Annotated in this window: 14 protein-coding genes; 4 read left to right on the forward strand and 10 right to left on the reverse strand. The window is 70.2% G+C overall.

Annotated elements, in window-relative coordinates; all coding sequences use genetic code 11:
- Positions 1 to 17: 17 nt before the first annotated feature.
- The 3 genes from WMF26_RS43830 to WMF26_RS43840 form a co-directional block, all read right to left on the reverse strand.
- Positions 18 to 2,318 (reverse strand): helicase-related protein, encoded by a 2,301-nt coding sequence (locus tag WMF26_RS43830; protein WP_437997573.1) that lies wholly within the window; start codon positions 2,316 to 2,318, stop codon positions 18 to 20.
- A 314-nt stretch (positions 2,319 to 2,632) separates the two neighbouring features.
- Entirely contained in the window at positions 2,633 to 3,544 is a 912-nt protein-coding gene (locus tag WMF26_RS43835) for a hypothetical protein (RefSeq protein WP_437997574.1), read from the reverse strand.
- A gap of 10 nt (positions 3,545 to 3,554) precedes the next feature.
- Positions 3,555 to 4,898, reverse strand: a complete 1,344-nt coding sequence (locus WMF26_RS43840) for an RHS repeat-associated core domain-containing protein (protein WP_437997575.1) — start codon at positions 4,896 to 4,898, stop codon at positions 3,555 to 3,557.
- Between the two features lie 870 nt (positions 4,899 to 5,768).
- Between WMF26_RS43840 and WMF26_RS43845 the strand changes: the two genes are divergently transcribed.
- Positions 5,769 to 7,193, forward strand: a complete 1,425-nt coding sequence (locus tag WMF26_RS43845; protein WP_437996646.1) for an IS110 family transposase — start codon at positions 5,769 to 5,771, stop codon at positions 7,191 to 7,193.
- Between the two features lie 24 nt (positions 7,194 to 7,217).
- Here the strand turns inward: WMF26_RS43845 and WMF26_RS43850 are convergent, their stop codons facing one another.
- Entirely contained in the window at positions 7,218 to 9,755 is a 2,538-nt protein-coding gene (locus WMF26_RS43850) for a DUF6531 domain-containing protein (RefSeq protein WP_437997576.1), read from the reverse strand.
- A gap of 460 nt (positions 9,756 to 10,215) precedes the next feature.
- Between WMF26_RS43850 and WMF26_RS43855 the strand changes: the two genes are divergently transcribed.
- The 3 genes from WMF26_RS43855 (at position 10,216) to WMF26_RS43865 (ending at position 14,068) form a co-directional block, all read left to right on the forward strand.
- Positions 10,216 to 12,081 (forward strand): protein kinase domain-containing protein, encoded by a 1,866-nt coding sequence (locus WMF26_RS43855; RefSeq protein ID WP_437997577.1) that lies wholly within the window; start codon positions 10,216 to 10,218, stop codon positions 12,079 to 12,081.
- A 291-nt stretch (positions 12,082 to 12,372) separates the two neighbouring features.
- Complete coding sequence (locus WMF26_RS43860; RefSeq protein ID WP_437997578.1) at positions 12,373 to 13,341, forward strand: D-2-hydroxyacid dehydrogenase; 969 nt, start codon at positions 12,373 to 12,375, stop codon at positions 13,339 to 13,341.
- A gap of 475 nt (positions 13,342 to 13,816) precedes the next feature.
- Positions 13,817 to 14,068, forward strand: a complete 252-nt coding sequence (locus tag WMF26_RS43865) for a hypothetical protein (protein WP_437997579.1) — start codon at positions 13,817 to 13,819, stop codon at positions 14,066 to 14,068.
- Positions 14,069 to 14,216: 148 nt separating this feature from the next.
- Here the strand turns inward: WMF26_RS43865 and WMF26_RS43870 are convergent, their stop codons facing one another.
- The 6 genes from WMF26_RS43870 to WMF26_RS43895 all read right to left on the reverse strand — a co-directional run bounded on the left by WMF26_RS43870 (position 14,217) and on the right by WMF26_RS43895 (position 22,549).
- On the reverse strand, positions 14,217 to 15,233 hold the full coding sequence (locus WMF26_RS43870; protein WP_437997580.1) for an aldo/keto reductase: 1,017 nt from the start codon (positions 15,231 to 15,233) through the stop codon (positions 14,217 to 14,219).
- A gap of 190 nt (positions 15,234 to 15,423) precedes the next feature.
- A complete protein-coding gene (locus tag WMF26_RS43875; RefSeq protein WP_437997581.1) occupies positions 15,424 to 16,833 on the reverse strand; it encodes a DUF1552 domain-containing protein in 1,410 nt (469 codons plus the stop codon).
- On the reverse strand, positions 16,830 to 18,533 hold the full coding sequence (locus tag WMF26_RS43880) for a DUF1592 domain-containing protein (protein WP_437997582.1): 1,704 nt from the start codon (positions 18,531 to 18,533) through the stop codon (positions 16,830 to 16,832). The genes WMF26_RS43875 and WMF26_RS43880 overlap by 4 nt, the downstream gene beginning before the upstream one ends.
- Positions 18,534 to 18,798: 265 nt before the next feature.
- Entirely contained in the window at positions 18,799 to 19,620 is an 822-nt protein-coding gene (locus WMF26_RS43885) for a BPTI/Kunitz domain-containing protein (RefSeq protein ID WP_437997583.1), read from the reverse strand.
- 324 nt (positions 19,621 to 19,944) lie between these two features.
- Complete coding sequence (locus WMF26_RS43890) at positions 19,945 to 20,721, reverse strand: BPTI/Kunitz domain-containing protein (protein ID WP_437997584.1); 777 nt, start codon at positions 20,719 to 20,721, stop codon at positions 19,945 to 19,947.
- 136 nt (positions 20,722 to 20,857) lie between these two features.
- Entirely contained in the window at positions 20,858 to 22,549 is a 1,692-nt protein-coding gene (locus WMF26_RS43895) for a metallophosphoesterase family protein (RefSeq protein WP_437997585.1), read from the reverse strand.
- Between the last annotated feature and the right edge of the window lie 8 nt (positions 22,550 to 22,557).

The raw sequence follows: 22,557 nt of genomic DNA on the forward strand, positions 1-22,557 counted from the left end.
CCGCGACGCCGCGACGCCTACCCGAGCAGCGACGCCGCGACGCGCGGCGCCTCCCGCGCCGAGCACCCCATCCAGCTCGAGAGCCGCGCGGCCGGCTCGCCGCTCGCGAGCGCGCGGTGCACCCGCTCCGCCACGTCCGCGCGGAGCGCCCGCGTCCCGAACACCGGGTAGCCGATCGCCGCGTAGGCCTTGGGATCCACGCCCCGGGCGACCGGCACCGACACGGCGCCGGGCGCCGGGCACGCGGGCACGCGGCCCCGGCCGAACCAGGCCGCGCACAGCGAGAGGCGCCGCTCCAGCGCGCCGCGCCGGAGCAGCTGCTGCACGTAGAGCACGCGCTCGCCCACCTCGATGCCGTGCGCCTTGAGCAGCGCGCGGTCCTCCGGCGCGAGCTCCGCGATCTGCTCCTCCGCGTCGCGCGCCGCCGCCGTCCCGAGCCCCTGCTCCAGCTGGTAGACGATCCCGCGCGCCGCGCCGGGCAGCGCGCGCACCTCGGGCGAGCGCAGCGGCGCGAGGAGCTCCTCGACCAGATCGCGCGCGAACGCCACGAGCCGCCGGAGGACGCGCGACCGCGCGCCGGCGCCGAGGTCGTCGAGCTCCGCGAGCCGCACGTCGGGCAGGAGCAGCGTCGGGCCGCGCGCGAGCTGCCCGAGCGGCTGCTCGCCGTGGGCGATCCGCCCGGCCGCGTCCACGGAGAAGCGCTCGTGCGGCGCCCCCACGATCGCCTCGACCCAGCGCGCCCGGTCGTCCTCGGGCGCCGGCGCCGCGGGCCCGGGCGCGAGCAGGGCCCGGAGCGCCGCGATCCGCGCGAACGGGTGCCCCGGGTCCACCGGCTCCGGCTCGGCCTCGGCCCGGCGCTGGCCCCCGCGGGCGACCGCGCGCGCGCCCGACGACGCCCGCGCGCCGCCGCCCCGCTCGACGAAGCGCTGCACGAGCCGCTCGTGGAGCGCGTCGCTGAGCCGGTCCTCGATCGACCGCGTCCGGTCCTGCCACGCCGCCGCGTCGCGGACCCAGCGGCCGTGGTTCGAGATGTAGGTCCACGTCCTGATCGACGCGATCCGCGTGATCAGCGTGTCGATGTCGCCGCCCACGTCGTCGATCTCGGCCACCCGGGCGGCCATCCAGTCGGTGTCGAGCGCCGCGCTCGGGCCCGAGAGCTGGCCGTAGATCTCGGCGAGGAGCGCGACGTGCGACTCGAACAGGAGCTTGCGGAAGTCCGGGATGCGGCAGACCTCCCAGAGCAGCGCCACCGCTTCGCGACCCCGCGCGCGGGCGCGCACCTCCGGGTCCTCGGCGAGCCGCATCAGGGCGGCGGTGTCCTCGGCGTCGTCGACGAGCCTCAGGCTGCGGGAGCGCGGGCGCTCCCGCAGCGACGCGAGGAGCGCGTCGATCGAGCTCCAGTCGAGCTCGCTGTTGCGCCAGAGCAGCCGCCGCACGGGGGGGAAGCGGTGCGCCTCGATGGCGGCCGCGACGCCGTCGGGGAGCGACAGCGGCGCGACGGTGCCGAAGGTGCCGTCGGCGAGGTGCCTGCCCGCGCGGCCGGCGATCTGCGCGAGCTCGGCGGGGTCGAGGTCGCGCACGGCGCGGCCGTCGAACTTGCGCAGCGCCGCGAACGCCACGTGGCGCACGTCGAGGTTGAGGCCCATGCCGATCGCGTCGGTGGCGACGAGGTAGTCGACCTCGCCGGACTGGAAGAGGGCGACCTGCGCGTTGCGCGTGCGGGGCGAGAGCGCGCCGAGCACGACCGCGGCGCCGCCGCGCTGCGCGCGCAGCCGCTCGGCGATCTCGTAGACCTGGGGGGTCGAGAACGCGACCGCGGCGCTGCGCGGGGGCAGCCGCGAGAGCTTGCCGGCGCCGGCGCTGGCGAGCCGCGAGAGCCGAGGGTGCTGGACGAGCTTGGCGGTGGGCACGAGCTCGGCCATGAGGGGCCGCATCGTGTCGGCGCCGAGGAACCAGGTCTCGCGCCGGCCGCGCGAGAGGAGCAGCCGCTCGGTGAACACGTGGCCGCGCTGGTCGTGCGCGGCGAGCTGGATCTCGTCGATGGCGAGGAAGTCGACCTCCAGGTCGATCGGCATCGCCTCGACGGTGCACACCCAGTAGTCCGGGCGCCTCGGGACGCGCTTCTCCTCGCCGGTCACGAGCGCGACGCGGGCCTCGCCGACGCGGGTGGTCACCCGATCGTAGACCTCGCGCGCGAGCAGCCGCAGCGGCAGGCCGATCATGCCCGAGTCGTGCGCGAGCATGCGCTCGATGGCGCGGTGGGTCTTGCCGGTGTTGGTCGGGCCCAGCACGGCGGTGATCGGGGAAGCGTCGACCATGCCGCGCGCAGCTTAGTACCGGATGCCGGAAAGACGCCTCCGGGCGGGACCGGGGGCGCGCCGGTGCTTCCGGCTGGACGGGCTCTTCCGTAAACTGCGGCGCGGAGCGCACGGCGGCGGAGCGAGCGGCGGCGGAGCGAGCGGCGGCTGAGGGCCTGCGGCGGCGGGGACCGCGCGGAGCGCATGCACCAGCGGACGCACGTACACGTGCGCGGCGCACGATGGTGCCGGGGGACGGGAAGTCAGCACCTGCGAGGACCCGCGACGGCCAGTCGGCGAGCCCGAGGTGCCGCGGGACACCCCCCCGCCAGCTCTCAGCTCCGGCGAACCTGGATGCGGTAGCTGCCCGGTCGGCCGTAGACCAGGACGTCCATGGGGCGGTCGCCCGGCTGCAGACCGCGGAAATGTAGGGCAGCGCGCTCGCCGGGTTGCACGACGGCGCGCTCGGGGAGGCCAATCTCGAGCGGCGCCCGATCCATGATGGGGGAGATCGTCTCGAGAGCCCGTACCAGCTGGTCGACGGACCGGAGCTCAGCCCGGGTGTGCACATGATATCCAGGGATGTTCGCCTCCTCGATGTGCGCTGCGTGACCATGCCAGATCCGCGCGTACCGATCCCACGCCGGATTGAAGGCCTGCACGGAAAGTGCCTGCGCCATCGCGTCGCCCATCAGGTGCCCGTGGATCGTCAACGAGCAACGGTATCCGTCGTCGGCTCCCCCCGTCCCGCTCCACCACGGCTCACGCTGGAAAGCGTAACGCTCGAACATGGTGACATAGGATGCATAAACAGGCGCGCAGAAGCCGGAATCTTCCGGATCCCACGGAGGGCTCGCTGGCCAGCCTCGATAGATTGTGCCCTCGCCGTCCATCCAGAACTCCATCAGCTCGGAGCCATGGATTGGCAGGAGCACCTCCCCGCTGCACACGAGCGCATCCGAACGCCCGAAGCCGGGGCGGCTCTTCAGTGCACGAAACGTGGCAAGCTGTGTCTTGTCGCCGATGACGACGCCCCCCGCGCGCGCCTCGAGCTCCAGCACGGGCCCGTAAATGGGCAATCCGCGCTCTGCAAGCATGCTGGCGAGCTCGTGCGGAGGGCAGGTTTCGGACAGATCGCGCCGGATGTCCAGCCGATCGAGCGCAGCCACCGCGTGCTCGCTCAGCACATCAAGCAATGACAGGCTCGCCCTCGGTCGCTCGGACGAATCTACGCCGCGTTCAGACATCTCAGCTGCCTCACCGGTAGACTGTACCGTAGCCGGAGTGCGGAGGGTACGCGGGCCCGGTGGGTGCCGGTACCGCGCTCGGCACGAGGCTTCCGTCTGGGGCGCGCGCGTGCGTGACAGGTGGCTGGGGTCCGCTCCGTCCGCGTCCAGCCGCGATGGCCGCTTGCTGGGCGGCAACCCAGTCCATGCTGGGTGTCGAGAAGTTCGTGTTGTCCGTGCCATCCCTCGACGTCGCGCCGGGCCGGATGACCGAGGGATTGGGCTGACCGTATTGCTGGTGCAGGTTCGCGAGGAGCTGGCTGCAGTTAGGGCACGGCGCCCGAGTGCCGACCGTGCGGTCGCTCCGAGGCTGGGTCGAGCTGATGCCATCGATGGATTGCAAGCAGCGTTGGATGTCCGCGTGGTCGCTCGGGTTCGACGGATCCAGCGGCCGGACCTGCCCCGTCGTAGGATCCCTGCGGTGCTGCCCTTCCCACGCCTCGATGTACCTGCTCAGCGCACGCGGCTCGCCGCACGCGGTGGGCGACTGACCAGGTGGGATGCTACCACTGCGGTGGCCCGGGTAGATGCCGTTGTTGTCCGGCGCGCGCGGAGGGAACGCCGACTCCACCACCGGATGTATCCTGCCCGGCTGACCGCCGCTGTCCTGACGGAAGCTCCCGGCGCTGCCCGTGACCTCGGTGGTGACGGGCGGGGCGAGCCCGAGGGGGTCGTGAAACCGGAAGGGTTGCTGGTAGCAATAAGCGAACGGGTCCAGACCACCGAGCAGGCCGATCGGATCAGGGCTCACGTACCGGCCGATCCGCGGGTCGTAGAAGCGATAGCGATTGTAGCAGAGCCCGGTCTCCCGGTCGAAGTACTGCCCGGGATAACGGAAGGGTGTATCCGCACGCGCGCTCGCTGTTGGGTCGAGGTGGCCCCAGATCGTTGGGCGGAGGTCTGCCAGGACCTCTCCCCTGCCCGAAACGAGCACCGCTGGATGCTCGCCGTGCCCTTGGATGTAATGGACCCACTCCGAGTCCCGCCGCTCGCCGCCGATTACCTCGGTGTCCCGGTGAGCGAGGGGATAGGGCCCCTCCGCCCGATGAACGTAGGTGCGATAGAATAGCTTCCCATCAGCTGCGTCCGACTCCTTTACCTCATGGACAAGGACATCTCGGTCCCACACGAATCGCGTCGTCACGACCTTTCCGTCGGGCATCAGGACCCGCTTGGCAATCCGCCGGGCGAAGGGATCGTAGACGTTCTCCACTCGCGTCCCGTCCGATCGGACGACCGCGGCGAGCATACCGCGAGCGTTCCACTCGTATCGCGTGGCTGCCCGCGAAGGCTCCCGCTTCTCGATGCAGCGCAACTCCCTATCGTACAGGTACTCCGCCGTACCGTGCCGCGCGAGCACACCGCCCGGTCCATACGAGCGACCTGGTGCGCCAGGCGACGTCTCGTACACGGCGCCGGCCTCATCATAAACATAAGTCTCCGCGCTCGCATGCGCGGTGGAGCTCGCCAGGATGCGCCCCATCGGATCGTACCGGTTATGAACGTGGTGTGACCGCCGCCCTGCATTCGCTCTCGATACGTCGGTGTGCAGCAGCGGCTGTGCCGGCAACGAGCGTCGCGCGAGTGGAATCGCAGCGGCTCCGGTGGTCGCGAAGACGGAAGAGCGCGAGCGCGCGGCAAGCAGGCTGCGCCGGCTGGAGGCAGCGTCTGCCGCGCGCCGGCGTCCGTCGGCCGAGGCGCGCCGGTGAGCTGAGTGATGAGCAAGCGCTCGGAGCGGCGCGCCTCGGCCGCCGGACGCCCCGATCAAGAGGTGAGGCGAGCAGGGATTGGCAGGAAGCGAGCGCGTTGCGGGACGCACGCCAGTGCCCAGCTCATGCATCAAGGAGGTTGCAAAAATTTCGTCCCATGCTGGCCTTCCTCGCACCGGGCATGGGACGGGGTGAGACGCTGTCTCCCCAGAAAGTGCGGTGCGAGGGGGTCGTTCACCCCGGGGTCGGTCGCTTTCGCATATGGGCCATGAGCCCGCTGTCGTATGTGACCGCCCCACCGGCCCACCCGGTTGAGCCTCGAGCTCGGATAGGTAGGTGCCGTACGACCCGTTTTTCCGTCGGCGTGGTGGCCAGTCGACCGCGAAGGTCAACCACCTCGCCGGGTCCTCATCGAAGGACTCGCTCGCCTGGGCACCCGGGCAGCACGACCCTCCTCGCACCGCTGGAGAGAGCGTATGGACTATGTCGGCCTGGATGTCCACAAGGATGCGGTCGAAGCGGCCGTGATCGACGAGGCAGGCAAGCTGCGCCGTCGCGTCCGCTTCCCTTGCACCCGCGAGGAGCTCGTGCGGTTCGCCAAGCGCTACCTGGGCCCGAACGCCCGTGCGGCGCTGGAGGCGACGAGCCACACCTGGAGCATCGTGGAGGTGCTCCGCCCGCTCGCGGCCGAGATCGTCGTCTCCAATCCGCTGCGCACGCGGGCGATTGCCGACGCGAAGGTCAAGACCGACAAGGTCGACGCGCTGGTGCTGGCGCAGCTGCTGCGCGCCGACTACCTGCCGCGGGTGTGGCAGCCCGATCAGGCGACGCAAGGACGGCGCCGGCTGACCAACCGTCGAGCGTCGCTCGTGGCCGACAGGACGCGGGTGAAGAATCGCATTCACGCCGTCTTGCACCAGCGTCTGATCCGCCCGATGGTCAACGAGCTGTTCGGAACGAAGGGACGCGCCTGGCTGGAGACGCTGGAGCTGGATGGCGCAGGTCGCGCCGCGCTCGACAGCGAGCTGCGGCTGCTCGGGCAGCTGGAGTCGGAGCTTTCGCGGCTCGACGAGGAGCTGGCCGTCGACGGGTACGACGAGCCGCGCGTGCGGCTCTTGATGACGCTGCCGGGCGTGGACGTGGCGGTGGCGCAAACGCTCTTGGCGGCGCTCGGAGACATCCAGCGCTTTCGCTCGCCCGACCACGCCGCGAGCTACCTCGGGCTGGTGCCCTCGACCTATCAGTCGGGCGATCCCGAACACGTCTACCACGGGCGCATCACCAAGCAGGGCAAGGGGCAGGCGCGCTGGATGCTGGTGCAAGCCGCGCAGCACGTCGGCAACCACCCAGGACCGCTCGGCAACTTCTTTCGACGGCTCGCCAAGCGCAAGAACCGCAACGTGGCTGTGGTGGCCACCGCGCGCAAGCTGGTGACCATCGCCTACCACATGCTCAAGAACAACGAGCCGTATCGCTATGCGGTGCCGCGCTCGACCGACACCAAGCTGGCCCGGATGCGCGTGAAGGCGACCGGCGAGCGGCGCCGGACCGGGCTGCCGAAGGGGCAGCCGCGCCCCAAGGCGTACGGCTCGGGCGTGCGCACCCGCACCGTGCCCGCGCTCGATACGATCTACGAGCGCGAGGGGCTGCCGCCGATCGCGCCGCTGGCCGACGGCGAGCTGCGGATGCTGCGCCAGCAGAAGGTGCTCAAGCACGTCGCGCAGACCAGCCGCCCTCAGCGGCTGCCTCGTCGCGCAGCGGCCCCCGCGCGGCCCGAAGCTGCTGGGGCGTCCGCCTCGTCTCTGCGGTCCGCCCGGCCGGCATCCGCCCGGCAAGCGCCAGCGACGACGCGACGGGCCAAGTCCACGCAGGCCCCTTCTCCCGGCCGGAGATCGACGTGAATCGTTGTCCCGAGCTTGACACGTTCATAGGTATGAGAAATCGCGTCGGCCTATGTCCGCCCGGTGCTCCGCGATCACGTCGCCGCCAGGAGAATAGGCATAGGCAGCCGCGAACGTCGTGCCAGGCGGCAGACGACCAACCCACCGCGGCTCCTGAGGAGCGACCGCCCGCGCGCCGGGCGCGACCACCTGACGCTCGGTCAAGTAGCCCATGGCGTCGAAGCGGCTCCGCACGGTCCCTCCCGCGGGAAGGAGACGCGCCGTTTCGGAGTCGAGCGCGTCCCATTCGAACGCGACCGCGGCGTCCCCGCCAAGGAGCACCCGCGCAGGAAGCCCCATGCCGTTCGGCTCGAATCTCGCTGCGAGGCAGAGGGAGGTGCGCAGCGCCCGGCGGTGCCCCGCAGGCGAATACTCGCTCTCGACCGCATGCGTCTGCCCATCGTACGTTTGCTTCTCCCGGACGAGGCGGCCGCGCGCGTCGTACGTGAACTCGCACCGGACGTGCTCCGTCTCGGCGGCAATCAAACGACCCAGCGGATCGTACTCGAACCTGTCGGCGGTCTCGTCCGCATACCGGCGCTCCGCGACGCGCCCGCACGCATCACACGATATCTCGACCGTCATCCCGCCGTCGCTCCGGGTGCCGACGAGGTTCCCCGCATTGTCGAGACGATACTCGTAGTGCCTACCGTCGAACGTGCGCTCCGCGACCACCCTCCCGGCCAGGTCGCGCACGATCCGATGTACCTCACCGCGCTCGTTGATGACCTGCACGAGGCTGCACTCGCGGTCATAGCGAAAGCGGACGGACTCACCTGTAGGTTTGCGGACCTCGTGCACGAGGCCGTAGCCGCCCCACGAGAGCTGATAGACCCCGCCGTCGGCGCCGCAGATCCGGACAGGACGGCCGTCCGCGTCATGATCGACGCGCTGGATGCCGCCGTTGGGCATCCGGACGGTGGTGAGCAGGCCGCGGCCGTCGTAGAAGAACTCGGTGGCGTGCCCCTCCTCGTTCACGAACGACACGACTCGACCCACCTCGTCATAAAACAGTCTTCGCGGTTTGCCGTGCGGCTCGATCAGCTCGACGAGATTGCCGTGGGCATCGTACCGGAATACCGTCTCGGCGCCATCTGGCATCGTGGCGCGAACGCGCTGGCCTCGATCGTCGTAGTCGAAGCGAATAACGCTGCCGAGCTCGTCGACCGTTTCGATAAGACGCGAGTAAGCATCGTAAGAATAACGCGAGAACTGGCCGAGCGCGTCGACGATCTCATCGAGGTTACCACGCTGATTGTAGGAGAAGCGCGTCATCGCTCCCATCGGATCGGTGGTGCCGATGAGGCGGCCCTCGGCGTCCCGTTGATATGTCGTCGATGCAGCGTTCTCGTCCGCGTACTGCTTCAGGTGTCCATGCTCGTCGTACGCGGCCGTGGCCACGCCGCGTCCGTTCGTCGCCTTGTCAACCTTGCCGAGAGGATTGATCTCGTATCGGCGCACCTGCAGCGAATTGATGACTTCGGTATAGCCGTCCGCATAGTCGAACCGGCAGTGCAGGACTCCCTTCGCCCGGGTCCTGCCATCGGCGAGGTACTCTGGCACGTCATTGGCCAGCGCCGGATCGGCCCCGTCCGGGTAATCGCACCATGTTTCGACGCACCGCCCTCGCTCATCATATCGATAGTGGACCTGCATCCCGCCCGGATATGCGACGCGCGTGAGCCGGTGCTCGTCATAGGCGAAGCGGACTGCATGACCATCGCCATCGTACACGACCGCGAGGTCGCCGGCGGAATCGTACTGATATGTCCGATACCGGACAATTCTCCTACCGCCGCCATCGATGTCGAAGGCGATGATATGCCCGCGCGCATCGCGCCGGACGTGCACGATCCTGCCGACGCTGTCGGTGATGGAGACGAGGTCGCGCCCGCGGTATGCGAGCACGATCCGGTTTCCGCTGAGGTCGGCGATGGCGCCGAGGATCCATCGCTCATCGCTGCCTGGAACGCGTTCGAACAGGTGGACGAGCCCGTCCGCATCGACCAGCACATACGCTTCAGGATCGCGCCTGAGACGAACGCCGCTGCCGAGATCCACCTCGGAGCCCACGTCCGGGCGGGGCCGAACGGCGACGGTCCCGTTCGGTCGGTAGACAGCGATTGTCCTCCGGCGCACCTCGATCTCCTGGGAAAGAGAGTGGGACCACCCGGGACCGAGCCCAACGTCGCGTTCGCGGGCCGAGGTCGAGTACGACCGATGCACCAGCAGGAGCAGTGGGCCTGGCAGGACTAGATCGAGCTGCGGGACGGTAAAGACTCGCCCATCCGCGACATCGACCGGATCGCCCGCGGCAGTGCCTCCGCCGCCCCCATGGGCCGGGTTCGGGCAGCCCGCGCCGCTGCCCTGGCCGCAGCCGTTCGCGCCGCGACCGCCGCCTTGACCGTCGTTGCCACCACGCTGCCCGTTGGCGCCCTGTCCGTTCTCCCCCGCTCCTCCGTTCGGCCCGCCGGGGCCGCCGCCGCCGGCCCCTCCACCCATGACGAACACGCCGGGGTTCATGCCGGGAATCGCTGGTATATTCGGGAATGGTGCAGTTCGGGCCACCTGAGAAGGCTATCCAGACGCGGCAGGTGACGCCACCCCAGCGGGACGGTCCGACCTCGGGCGGCGTCCACCTGGGCGGCCATCGAGCTGCGCTCGGACGCAAGAAAATTCTACACCGACACTAGATTTTCAGGGGCATGCACATCGACACCTGGCGCGAGCAGTGCGAGGGTCGTTCGCCATCGAGCCTGCTCGCATCGACGCCGCGGAGCGCCCGCGGGTCCGGGGAGCCGTGAATCCGGGGAGGAGAAGATGCGACAGCGACCGCTCGCGCTCGGTCTTCGTCCCGTCGCCGCGCCCATGGCATGATGGCTCGAGATGCCGGCAGCTGTAAGTACCGCGACAGTGGGCCCCGCCTCTGCTAGAGCCCGAAGGCCCGAACCCAAGGACACGGGGACGCAGAAGGCTCGAACGCATGCTGTCGCTTGAAGCGGGGAGCGTCGTCGGTGGGAAGTATCGCCTGGAGCGGCCGCTGGCGGGCGGCGCCATGGGCCTGCTCTGGGTGGCCCGGCACCTCCAGCTGGAGGTCGAGGTCGCGATCAAGTTCATGATGCCGCAGCACGCCGACTCCCCGGTCGCGCGCGCGCGGTTCGAGCGCGAGGCGAAGGCGTCCGCCCAGCTCCGGACGCCCAACGTGGTCCACGTCTACGACTATGGGCTCGAGGGCGACACGCCCTACCTCGCGATGGAGCTCCTCGAGGGCGAGGACCTCGCCGCGTACCTCGTGCGCCGCGGGCGCGTCGCGCCGGCCGAGCTGCTCGGCATCGTGAGCCAGGTCTGCAAGGCCCTCCGCCGCGCGCACGAGGTGGGCCTCATCCACCGCGATCTCAAGCCGGCGAACATCTTCCTCGCGCGCCAGGGCGAGGAGATCGTCAAGATCCTCGACTTCGGGGTCGCCAAGACGACCGGCACCGGGCTGGCCGCCGACGCGACGAAGACCGGAACGCTCATCGGCTCGCCGCACTACATGAGCCCGGAGCAGGTGCGCCGGAGCAAGACGGTCGATCACCGCAGCGATCTCTGGTCGCTCGGGGTGATCATCTTTCAATGCCTCACGGGCCAGCTGCCCTTCCCCGGCGAGGAGCTCGGCGACGTGCTCGTGGAGATCTGCACGGGCGACATCCCGGTCGCCTCGCAGCTCGCGCCGGATCTCTGGCCCGAGCTGGATCAGTTCCTGGAGCGCGCGCTCAAGCGCGAGCCCGGCGAGCGCTTCCAGAGCGCGAGCGAGCTCGCCCGCGCGTTCGCCTCGGCCGTGCAGCGCGCGGCGGTCCCGGATTCGCGCGACTCGCTGGACTCCGCCGAGGCGCTGGCTCAGGGCGGCGCGGTGGCTCAGGGCGGCGCGCCGGCTCACGGCGGCGCGGTGGCTCACGGCGGCGCGGTGGCTCACGGCGGCGCGCTGGCTCACGGCGGCGCGGTGGCTCATGGCGGGCCGCCGGCTTACGGCGGCGCGCTGGCGCACGGCGGGCCGCCGGCTTACGGCGGCGCGGCGGCTCACGGCGGCGCGCTGGCTCACGGCGGGCCGCCGGCTTACGGCGGCGCGGCGGCTCACGGCGGCGCGGCGGCTCACGGCGGCGCGGCGGCTCACGGCGGCGCGCCGGGTTCGGGCGGTACTCCCGGCTTGGGCGGCGCCCCGGGCTCGGGCGGCACGGTGGCCCTCGATGACGCCATGGTCCCCGGCGGCACGCTGGTAGCAGGCGGAACGGTGGTCGCGGACCGAATGCGGGTTCCCGGCGGCATCCCAGGCCCGGGCGGCACGTTGACGGCGAGCGGCACGCTGGAGGCCGTGGGAGGCGCCCTGCCCCCGCAGCCAGACCGCCGCCCCCCGTCATCGCGGGCGTTGCTCGCCGTGGCCGCCAGCGTGCTGACGGTCGGCGTAGGGGTCGCCGCCGTCGTCCTGCTCCGCTCGCCTGCTCCAAACGAGCCCGCCACGCCGGCGGCCGCGCCCCCGCTCGGCGCCACAGAAGCCGCCGCGCCTCCGGACCGCGTGCCGGAAGAGCCCTCCCCTCCGCCTCCCACCGCGAGCGCACTTCCCGCCGCTGCGGCGTCATCGTCTCCGGCCGCCGCAGACCCCTCTCCGGCCGCCGCAGACCCCTCCCCGGCCGCCGCGGACCCCTCCCCGGCTGCCGTCGACTCCGCCCCCGCCCCCACCTCCTCGGCCGGCCCCCCCTCCGGCGCCGGGAAGGCCCCCCTCAAGCCGGCGCGCCCGCCCGCCAAGCGACCCTCTCCGGCCGCGCCCTCCAGCAAGGGTGCCCCCGAGAAGGATCCGACCTTCGGCTTCTGATCGACACGAAGCGGAGAGCGTCACCGCACCGCGCTCGCTCCCCGCAGCTCGAGCTCCACGCGCACAGCCACGCTTACCCCTGCTCCCGCTCGATCGTGCCCATGACGAGGCTCTCGCCAGGCACGAGCGCGCGCACCGGGGTTCGACGAGGCTCCGTTCCTGTCGATCTTCTCTCATAGCAGACACGTATCCGTTATAGTAGACAAACGATCCATCCTCGGGGATGCTCCTGCCCTTGTCAGCGCCGGCCGCTCGAGCGGCCGCGCTTCGCCAGCACCTGGAGGCCTGAACATGTCTGCATCTCTCACGATCGCGCTCGGCGTAGAGCTACCTGCGGAGATCGTCGAACGGGCGCGGAAGGTGGCGCCGGGCGTCGAGCTATGGACCGCTGCCGAGCTCGAGCGCGATCCCAGCGGCTATCGGGAGGCCGAGGTGGCGCTGATCACGGGCTGGCTCGAGCAGGCGCACCTGCGGGAGGCCCGGAAGCTGCGCTGGGTGCAGACCGTCGGGGCCGGCGTGGAGCGCCTGCTCTCTCCGGAGGTCGTGGCGCGCTCCGAGCTCGTGATCACCAACGCGAGCGGGGTGCATGCGCAGCCGATCGCCGAGCACGTCTGGGGCTTCTTGCTCATGTTCACGCGCAACCTGCACCTGGCCGCGGCTCGGCAGCACGAGGGCGTCTGGCAGAGCCAGACGTACCGGGAGACGCTCAGGAGCCTTCGGGGCAAGACCCTCGGGGTGCTGGGCCTCGGCGCCATCGGTCAGCGCATCGCGAGCATCGGGCCCGCCTTCGGCGTGCGGGTCATCGGCCTGAAGCGCACGAAGGAGCCCGTCGAGCACGTCGCCGAGGTGTACGGCCCGGACGACCTGGAGGCGTTCCTCGCTCAGTCCGAGCTGCTGGTGAACATCCTCCCCCTGACGGCGAAGACGCGCGGCTGGATCGGGCGGCGCGAGCTCGCGACGCTGCCGCGCGGCGCGTTCCTCGTCAACGTCGGTCGCGGCGCGACGGTGCAGACCGACGCGCTCGTCGAGGCGCTGCGCTCCGGTCACCTGGCGGGGGCGGGGCTCGACGTGACGGAGCCGGAGCCGCTGCCCGCCGAGCACCCGCTCTGGAAGCTCCCCAACGTGATCATCACGCCGCACTACTCCGGCGCCCATCCGGGCTATTTCCAGCACCTCGGGGAGCTCTTCCTCTCGAACCTGCAGCGCTATGTGCGGGGCGAGCCGCTCGTGAACGTGGTCGACAAGCAGGGGGGTTACTGAGCGCCCGAGCCTGCGCTCCGCCCCCGCGATCGCCGCACGGGCTTCCGGCGAGCAGCGCAGCGGCGCGGCGCGCTCCGCCGCTCGCCGTGATGGGGCCGAGGTGGTCGAGGCGCGCCGGATTCGTTCGATCCGCACGACCCGTGGCAGGTGCGGCGCGAGCTTCTCGTTATCCTCTTGGCTCAGAGGGCGCAGCCACCGCCATCACCGCAACCCCCGCCGGCGGCGATGCGGCGACGCGGCAGACAACGCGCGCCGCGGCTCCCGCTTGGGACTTCCATGTTTCTCGATTCCTGTGTCATCATGCTCAATGCTGGCGGCGCTGGATGCCGAATCGCCGCTGGCGAGATTCGGCTGATCGCGAACAACGTGTGGCATGACCGAGAAAGGTGTTCCAATGAATCGAGGTTCGTCTTCGGGGCGTCTGTCCAGGAGCCGCATCGGGCGCTCCCTGTCTGTCCTCCTCTGTGCGCCCCTGGTGGTGCTCGCGCTCGCCGGTTGCGGCGGCGAGGAGCCCTCCTCTTCATCCGACTCCGAGGCTGAAGAATCCACGCCGAACGAAAACACCGACATGAGCTGGGAGGAGTTCCAGGCGAACGCCCACCGCGACAAGGAGAGTGGGCTCACCGTCATCGACGGCTTCGAGCAGCGGCTCAACGACGCGGAGCTGCGTGCCGTCTATGAGCGCTATGTTCAGACCGGAGCGCTCGTCGTGGACGGGCGGCGCTGACGACATCTCGCAGGGGTACGACCGATAGCCCGATCTGACGTATTGGGTCAGCAGCACATTCGGCGGCTGGGCGGCTCGGCGAGTCCTCTCGCGCGTCCAGGGAAGGAGATCCAGCCTCGGTGACGCGGGTACCAGCCCCCCGCGCCGTTCAAATCTTCGCCGACGTCATCCAGTGGGGGTTCTTGGTCGTTCCATCGAATCGCTCGGTGGTCTTGAACTGCTCGTGCTCCCCCTTCGCCCCGAGCGGCGCGGTCCGCGCGAGGATCTCCGACACGCGCTGGCTGCTGAGCGGCTGGAACGTGTACGCCGCCTTGATCGCCTGCTTGAGGATGCCCATCGAGTCGCAGCCGGTGATCACCACCGACGTCGGCAGGCTCATGGGATAGTGCAGGCAGTCCATCGGCGACACCGCCCCGGTCTTCGCGATCTCCCCGCTGGCGAACGGCTTCATCCCCAGCACCCCGATGCCCTGCTGCGTCAGCGCCGGGAGGACATTCCTCTCGAAGCTCCGGTAATGCGGATCCATGACGTTGAGCGGCATCTGCACGGTGTCGAGCGGGACGCCCTGCCGCTCCGCCATCTTCAGCATGGCGAGGTGGATGTCCGGGTCCTTGTGGCCCGTGAAGCCGATGAACCGGATCTTGCCGGCCTTCTTCGCGGCCACGAGCGCCTCCATCGCGCCGCCAGGCCCGAAGATCTTCTCGGGATCGCTCATCCGGATGATCTCGTGCATCTGCACGAGATCGATGACGTCGGTGCGCAGCCGACGCAGCGACTGCTCGAGCTGCGCCTCGGCGGAAGCGCGGTCGCGGCCGTCGAGCTTGGTCATCAAGAAGACCTTCTGTCGATAGCCGTCCTGGAGCGCCTTGCCCATCCGCTCCTCGCTCTTGCCGTCGTGGTAATCCCAGCAGTTGTCGAGGAAGGTGACCCCGTGATCGATCGCGAAGCGGACGATCCGGAGGCTCTCCTGCTCGTCGTCCGGGACCGCCATGTGGTACCCGCCGAGCCCGAGGAGGCTGACGTTCACGCCGGTCCGCCCGAGCGGCCTCGTCGGCATCACCCCGCCGGCCGGCAGCTCGACGTCCTTCTCCCCGGGCGCGCCAGGCGCCGGCCCCTGCGGCGGCTCCTGAGAGCCCCCGCCCGCAGATGCGGCGTTTTGCCCCACCTGCGCGCTTCCTCCACAGGCGCTGAGCGCGAGGCCCGCGCCCACGGTCTGTACAAATGCCCGTCGAGAAGGTCGCTTCGTCATAAAAGGCAGCGCTCCTTTTGAAGACGAAGCCCGTGTGCAGGGCGTGTGCCACGCGGCGCGGCGCGGCACGCGTGAACGCGAGCGCGCCGCGCCCTGGCCGCGCCGATCAGGCCTTGAGCTCGTCGAACTCGCCCGGCTCGCCGAACGCGCCGAAGTTCTCGATCGGCCCGCCGCCCTCCTCGGTGCAGCCGACCGCGTTCGCGAGCGTCGTGAGCAGCTTGTTGTGAGGCGCGTCCTCGTCCTGAAGCGTGTTCTGCTGCCGCGTCACCTTGATGTACTGCCCCGTCTTGAAGTAGCCGCCGCAGCTCCCCGCGATGATGTACGGCAAATCGCGGAAATCGTGGATCTTGCCGTTGGAGAGCTCGTTCATGAACACGACGGCGCTGTTGTCGAGCACGGACGTCCCGCCCTCGTCGTAGCCCGCGAGCCGGTCGAGCAGATAGACATACTCGCCGATGAACCAGCGATCGATGTCGAAGAGCATCTCCTCGTAGCCGTCCACGACGCTCCCGGTGTCGTCGTCCCTCGTGTTGCCGTGAGAGAGCTTGTGGTGGTTGTACTCGTGGTTCATCCCATCCCACTTGAAGATGGGCCCGTACGCGCCCGCGCCCCACTGCAGCGTCGCCGAGCGCGTCGCGCGGGTCGCGATCGCCAGCGCGAGGATGTCCATCTGCATCCGGCCGATCTTCTTGAACTCGGCGTCGAACGACACCGTCGCCGGGTCGACCGCCTCGATCTCCGCGGCCCGCGCCGGCGGGAGCTCGCGCGGGATGAGCCCGGCGTTGCCCATGGCCACCTCGAGGTCGCGCACCGTCTGGAAGTGCATCTCGAGCTTGTCGCGGTCCGCCTTGCTGAGCTTCTTCTTGAGCAGGCCCTCGTACTCGGCCCCGACAAGGTCGAGCACGCTCTGGCGCCGCTTGGTCAGCCGCTCGAGCGCCTCCTCCTCGACGTTCGTCACGCCGATCAGGTCCTGGTACGCGAGCCACGGGTTGTTCTCGCCGGAGACGGGCTGCTCGCTGCCGCTGTACGAGATGTGCCCGCGCACGTTGGGGACCCGCGCCCCGACCATCAGCGTGAGCGCGGGCGTGCCCGGCGGGTTGAGCTTGTTCGCGATGAACTGGTCGAGCGAGATCCCCGCGGCGTACTGGCTGCCCTGGACGAGCGGCTGCGCCGTGAGCTTGCAGCCGATCCCCTTCGCGTGATCGTCGCCCGCGCTCGGATCCCACCCGAAGCCGCGCGGCGCCATGTGAATGCCCCGCGGGATCAGGAGCTTGTCCCGGTACGAGGCGAGCGGCGCAATCGCGCGATCCGCGCCGAACGAGGCGTCCGTCAGGGCGCCGTACCGCGTGCTCGGGAAGAACCGGCCCATGTTCACGCCGTTGCACATGAAGAACGCGATGAACCGGCGCGGCGCGGCCTCCGGACCGGCCTTGGCGTCGCGAGCGCGCAACGACTCGAGGAACGGCAGGCCGAGCATCACCCCGCACGCGCCCCGCAAGAACGTTCTGCGATTCATTGGTCCACCTCTTCCACAGCGCGATACCTGAACGTCTTCGTCTGGGTGAGCGCGACGAGCAGCTCCTTGATGTTGTACCCGGACGCGCCGAGCTTCGCGTCGAGGTCGTCGATCGTGCACGCGTCCTCGCGCGAGAGCTGGCGGGCGTTGCCGTAACGGTACCAGTTCGTCAGATAGCAACGCTCTGCGACGGGGCTCTCCGCGAGCTGCTTCACGAGGTCGACGGCGCCGTCGAAGCGGATCTCGGCCTCCCCGACCGTCATCGTGCCGCTCGCGTCGATCGGCTCGCCGCCCTCGTCCTCGCGGTACCGCCCGACCGCGTCGTAGTGCTCGAACGCGAAGCCCGGCGGGTTGATCACGCCGTGGCACGAGCTGCACGCCTTCGCCGACGTGTGCGCCTCCACCTGATCCCGCGTCGTCCGGATCTCGCCCTGCTTGGGCGGCAGCTCCGTGTCGATGTTCGCCGGCGGGTCCGGCAGGTCCGCGCAGAGGATCTGGCGCTGGATGAACACGCCGCGGTGGATCGGCGAGGTCTCGCGCGCGAACGCGTGCGAGGCGAGGAAGCCGGCCTGCGTGAGGAGCCCCGCGCGCGACGCCGGGTCGAGCGGCGTCTCGACGAGCTCGCTCGTGAACGACCCCTCCACGCCGTAGATCGGGGCGAGCTTGTCGTTCACGAACCCGACGGGCGCGGTCATCAGCGTCCGGTAGTCGCCCTCCATCTCCAGGATGACGTGCCGGATGAACGCTTGCGTCTCGGCCAGCATCGCCGAGGACACGCTGGCGTCGAAGCCCTCGTAGAGCGCCGGATCCTTCGAGAGATCCGCGTAGCGGCTCATGTGCAGCCACTGGCGGTGGAAGTCGTCGAGCGCGCTCACCGCCTTGGGATCGTCGACCATGCGCCGCGCCTCGGCCTCGATCCCCTCGGGCGAGCCCAGCGCGCCGCGCTCCGCCGCCGCGAGGAGCGCGTCGTCGGGCAGGCTGTTCCAGAGCAGGTACGAGAGCCGGGTCGCGACCTCGTAGCCGTCGAGCGGGATGATCTGCTCGCCGTCGAGCTCCTCGCTGAGCTCGACGCGGTAGAGGAAATGCGGCGACTGGAGCATCGCCTCGATGACGTGGCGGACGCCCTGCTCGAACGGCGTGCCCGACTCGAACAGGCCATCGCCGCGCGCGTAGGCCGCGACGTACGCCGCCTCCTGCTCGGCCGAGAGCGGCCTCCGGTAGACGCGCTTGCCGAGCTCCCGGATGAGCTGCCGGGCGCACGCGGCGCCGTCGCCCTCCGGGGCGCACGGCAGGATGTCGCCGAGCACGGCCTGGTCGACCACGACGTCCGCCGCGATGGCCTCGGCGGCGCGCCGGTAATCGCGGGCGAGCCGGTCGGACACGACGAGCCCCTTCGCGTTGTTGTCGAACCCCTCGAACGCCGGATCCGCGAGGAACGACGCCGAGGCCTTCATGTCCTTGCCGAAGAGGTCCCGGATCGAGTTGTCGTATTGCGCGTGCGTCAACCGCGTCAGGCGCGGGGTCGGTCCGGGCGCGGTGACGCCCGGCGCGCACTGGACGCCGGCGCCGGATCCGCCATCGCCGGCGCCGGTCCCGCCACCACCCGCGCCGGTCCCGCCGTCTCCATTCGAGCCCGAGCACGCGGCCGCGCTGGAGAGCGCGAGGGCCACGAGCAGCATCCTCGGGGTGCGTCGATTCACGGGCAGCTCCCTTCGTGAAGAGGTCGAAGATGTAAGAATCTACAAGAGCTTCAAGGCCCAGGCTATCGGGCGCAGCCGTCCAGCGTCAACGCGCGGCGACCGCGCGAACGGCATTTCCCGCGCAGTTTCTGGACTTCGTTCAGCGCGAATGCCCGGCGCGCTCATGACGCGCTGCGCGCGGGAGGCGCCGTGGTGGGTACTGGGGAGAGCCGTATCTACAATGCATGAAGCTGCGCCTGATGGCGCAGGGCGGGGACGCCGGCGTTCACGGCGAGGACAGCTTCGGCTGACACCTGCCCTCCAGGCACACCGCGGTCATGCCCTCCGGGTACACGGGCGCGCAGGGGGGGCACGCGCCGAAGCCCTCGGGGCAGACGATGGACTCGATGTCCGCACTCTGGTTGAGGGCGACGATGCCTTTCCCGCTGCACTCCTCGCAGCACCCGACGCCGTCGCGCAGCGCGCAGTCCGCGTCTTGCGTGCACTCCGTCAGCGGGGATTCGCGCACGTCGAGGACGACGCAGCGCCCGGCCTCGCACGCGGCGGCGAAGTACTGGCCGGTGCTCTCGGCCTCGCTGACGTCCTGGCACGGCGCGCACGCCACGCCCCCGCCGCACCCGAGGGTGTTCCAGAAATCTGTCGCCATGTCGCGATGGACGGCGACGAACTCATGGACGTCGTTCGGGTTGCAGGCGGCGCAGCAGCGCGGCGAGGCGAGGACGCAATCGCCCGGCGCGGCGCAAGCGGCCATGTCCGGGACGTTGCCCTGACAGGCCTCCTGGCACGCCTCGAGCGACTCGAAGCGGTTCTCGTTGCCCTCGCAACCGCCATAGGTGAACGGTACGCACACGCCGGAGCTGGGGTCGTGCCAGTAGCGCGGCATCGCCGCGTCGCAGGGCCCGGGGTCCTGCGGCAGCGAACAGCGGTTCGGCAATTCGCCGCCGGCGCCGCTGCTCGTGACCGGGCCGCCGCCGCCGCTGCCGGCGACCGGGCCGCCGCCGCCCGCGCCGCCCGCGCCGCCCGCGCCGCCGTCGCCGCCCGCGTCCGCGCCGCTGCAGCCCGCGGCGAGCAGGAGAGAGGTAAGCAAGCCAAGGCCGAGGGAGAAGCGCCGCCGCAATCCAGAGACATTGCAACCGGCGCGCCCTCGACCGCCCGAGAAGGCGATCGATCGTAGGGTATTCATACGCATGCGATGGCATGCCAGGCCGCGGAGTGCCAGGCGACGCGGGGCAGTGCTCAAAATTGAACATGAAGGCGGGAAGGCGGGAAGGCAGGAAGATCATTGATCTTTTCTTCCCGCCTTCCCGCCTTCATGTGAACTCTCTCCGGGCAAATTTGAGCACTACCGGACGCGGCGCACCGCGACGACATCGTCGAGGCGCGGCGCGCCCCTCGCCGGCGCGCTCGTCGCTCACGGCGCCGCGGGGAGCCGCGGCTGGCACCGGCCCGCCGAACACACCGCCGTCATCCCGTCCGGATAGACGGGCGCGCACGGAGGGCACGCGCCCGCGTCGGCGGGGCAAACCAGGCTCCGGAGGTCCGCGCTCTGGTTCAGCGCGACGATGCCAGTCCCGTCGCACCCCTCGCAGCAGCCGACGCCGTCGCGCAGCGCGCACTCCGCGTCTTCCGTGCACTCCGTCAGCGGCGACTCGCGCACGTCGCGCACGACGCAGCGCCCGCTCTCGCACGTGGCGGCGGCGTACTGCAACCTGCGCTCGGGCTCGCTGACGTCCGGGCAAGCTTCGCACACGACGCTCGAGACGGGGTTCACCCTGTCGTACTCGTCCTTCATCGCGCGGTTGACCGCCACGAGCGAGCCGGCTCCGGTGGTGTCGCAGGGAGGGCAATTGCCCGCGGCCGCGAGGACGCAGTCGCCCGGCGCCTCGCACGCGTCCATGTCCGGGCTCCCGCCGTGACAGGCCTCCTGGCACGCCTCGAAGGAGTCGAAGCGGTTCGCGTTGCCATCGCAGCCGCCATACGAGAACAGCTTGCACACGCCCGTGTCCGGGTCGTGCCAGTACATCGGGATCGCCGCCTCACACGGACCAACCTTCTGGGGCAGCGAGCACAGGGCCGGCAATCCCCCGTCGCCTGGATCGTCTTGGTTGACCGTGACGAAGCAACCTGCCGCGAGCAGCAGGGAGGGGAGCAAGCCAAGAGCGACCGCGATGGAGGAGGTTCGGAGCATGCCAGCGGAGCTGCAACCGATGTGCCGTGGGCTGCCGGCCGCTCGGACCGCGGCTGACGCGCCCCGGGGCGCAGGGGGGCGCCTGGCCACGGTGTGCCAGGCGCGGCGCGTCGGTCACGGGCGGCCGCCTCGCTCGTCAGACGCTGATCTCGAGCGACGGGAGCTGCTCCCGGAAGAACGCGTTGTACTTCGGGTCGTTGTACCGCTCGTATTCGATCACGAAGGGCGTGAGCTGACTGACTCCCCCCTTGTAACGGATGGTGAGGGCCATCGGGGTGACCTCGCGGTAGTTGCTGGTCAGCGGCAGGTCGTCGTTGGTCCTCCCGCCCGCGGAGAACAGCGTGAGGAGCACGCCGTCGGGGTCGTCGTAGACCACGCGAAAGCCCTCCTGGATGCGCTCGTGGCCGCGGATCAGCGTGGTGCAGCCGAGCTTCTGCATGAAGCTCTTGAACTGCCGCTTTCCGAAGGGGAAGCGGGCGGTGGACTTCTGGAGCTCCGCGGGGATGGCGTCGACCTCGCTCGGGTCGCTCCAGAGCATCTGGAACCGGATCTCGGGGTCGTTGAGCGAGGACACCGACTGCCACCGGGCGGCGAGGGTGTCGTCGCGGGGGATGCCCGCATGGACGAAGAGGATGCGGTCGAAGACCAGCATGTTGGGGAGCGCCTCGAAGAGGCGCATGTACGCGGCGAACACCTCGTTCGGGGCGATGGCCGCGAGCGAGCTCATCGCCTCGGAGGGCCGCACCGGCGCGAGCACGCGGCCGTTCAGCTCGACGTAGTACTCGTGGTTGCCGCGCAGGACGAAGACGTTGTCGGGCGCGGCGAGGAAGAGCTGCATCACCGTGCGCAGGATGCCGTTGTAGCTGAACCTGCCGCGATCGATGTAGTCGCCCAGGAACACCAGCATGATCCGCGGGTTGTGCGCCGGGTCCTCGCGGTACGCCTGCAGCTTGGCGAAGAAATCCGCCTGCATCAGCGCCGCCTTGAGGCACGAGTAGCAGCCGTGCAGATCCCCGACGACGAGGAGCTCGACCTCGTGGGCGGGATCGGGCGAGGCGACGTAGACGTGGCCGTCGAGGAACGGCGCCTGCCCGGCGAAGCTCGCGAGGTCCACCGCGCCGTCGAGCCGGCCCGCGCCGCGCGCGCGCTGCTCGGCGAGCTTCTCCTCGAACCGGCGCATCAGGTCGAGATCGACCTTGGCCTGCTCCGCGAACGTGGCCGGATCGGTCGCGTAGTCCCACTCGAACGCCTTGAAGAACGGGTGGTCGAGCTCGCGCGCCTGCTTGCGCGTGGCCGGATCGATCACCACCGCGCCCTGCTCGATGGGCTCGATCTCCAGGTCGTCGATCTCGACCGCGAGCGCGAGCAGCGCGGAGAGCTCGTCGCGGAACTTCTGCTCGCTCGGGTGGATGACGCCGTCGGCGAGCATGAGCCCGTCGACGGTGGCGAGCAGCGCCTCGCGGTTGTCGTCGTCGAAGCCGTCGAGGAGCTCGAAGCAGCGGAGCTTGATCTTCGCGAGGACGAAGTCCTTGGGGTCCTCGCCGTCGGGGACGCTCTCGGTGAAGAGGCCCTGGATCTGGTGGTCGATCTCGGAGAACACCTCGTGGAAGTGCTTGGTCCACCGCGCGATGACGTCCTGGTTCGCCTGGGCCTCGTCGCCGAGGGCGTCGCGCGCGCGCTGCTGGACGAGCTCCTGGATGTGGCCGCGGATGAACGATTTCTCGGTCGGATCGAGCTCGCCGTCGATGTACCCGAACCCCGTGAGGTAATAGATGATGGCGTGCATCTGCTGCTCAGCGAGGCGCGGATCAGGGCTGAACGTCATCATCAGGCAGC

The sequence above is a fragment of the Sorangium sp. So ce185 genome, from assembly GCF_051526825.1.
Lineage (GTDB): Bacteria > Myxococcota_A > Polyangia > Polyangiales > Polyangiaceae > Sorangium > Sorangium cellulosum_D.

Excerpts from the sequence above, each read along its gene's own strand:
- WMF26_RS43850 (WP_437997576.1), bottom strand. The coding sequence starts at position 9,755 with ATGAACCCCGGCGTGTTCGTCATGGGTGGAGGGGCCGGCGGCGGCGGC.
- WMF26_RS43860 (WP_437997578.1), top strand. The coding sequence starts at position 12,373 with ATGTCTGCATCTCTCACGATCGCGCTCGGCGTAGAGCTACCTGCGGAG.
- WMF26_RS43835 (WP_437997574.1), bottom strand. The coding sequence starts at position 3,544 with ATGTCTGAACGCGGCGTAGATTCGTCCGAGCGACCGAGGGCGAGCCTG.
- WMF26_RS43895 (WP_437997585.1), bottom strand. The coding sequence starts at position 22,549 with ATGATGACGTTCAGCCCTGATCCGCGCCTCGCTGAGCAGCAGATGCAC.
- WMF26_RS43855 (WP_437997577.1), top strand. The coding sequence starts at position 10,216 with ATGCTGTCGCTTGAAGCGGGGAGCGTCGTCGGTGGGAAGTATCGCCTG.
- WMF26_RS43875 (WP_437997581.1), bottom strand. The coding sequence starts at position 16,833 with ATGAATCGCAGAACGTTCTTGCGGGGCGCGTGCGGGGTGATGCTCGGC.
- WMF26_RS43830 (WP_437997573.1), bottom strand. The coding sequence starts at position 2,318 with ATGGTCGACGCTTCCCCGATCACCGCCGTGCTGGGCCCGACCAACACC.
- WMF26_RS43845 (WP_437996646.1), top strand. The coding sequence starts at position 5,769 with ATGGACTATGTCGGCCTGGATGTCCACAAGGATGCGGTCGAAGCGGCC.
- WMF26_RS43890 (WP_437997584.1), bottom strand. The coding sequence starts at position 20,721 with ATGCTCCGAACCTCCTCCATCGCGGTCGCTCTTGGCTTGCTCCCCTCC.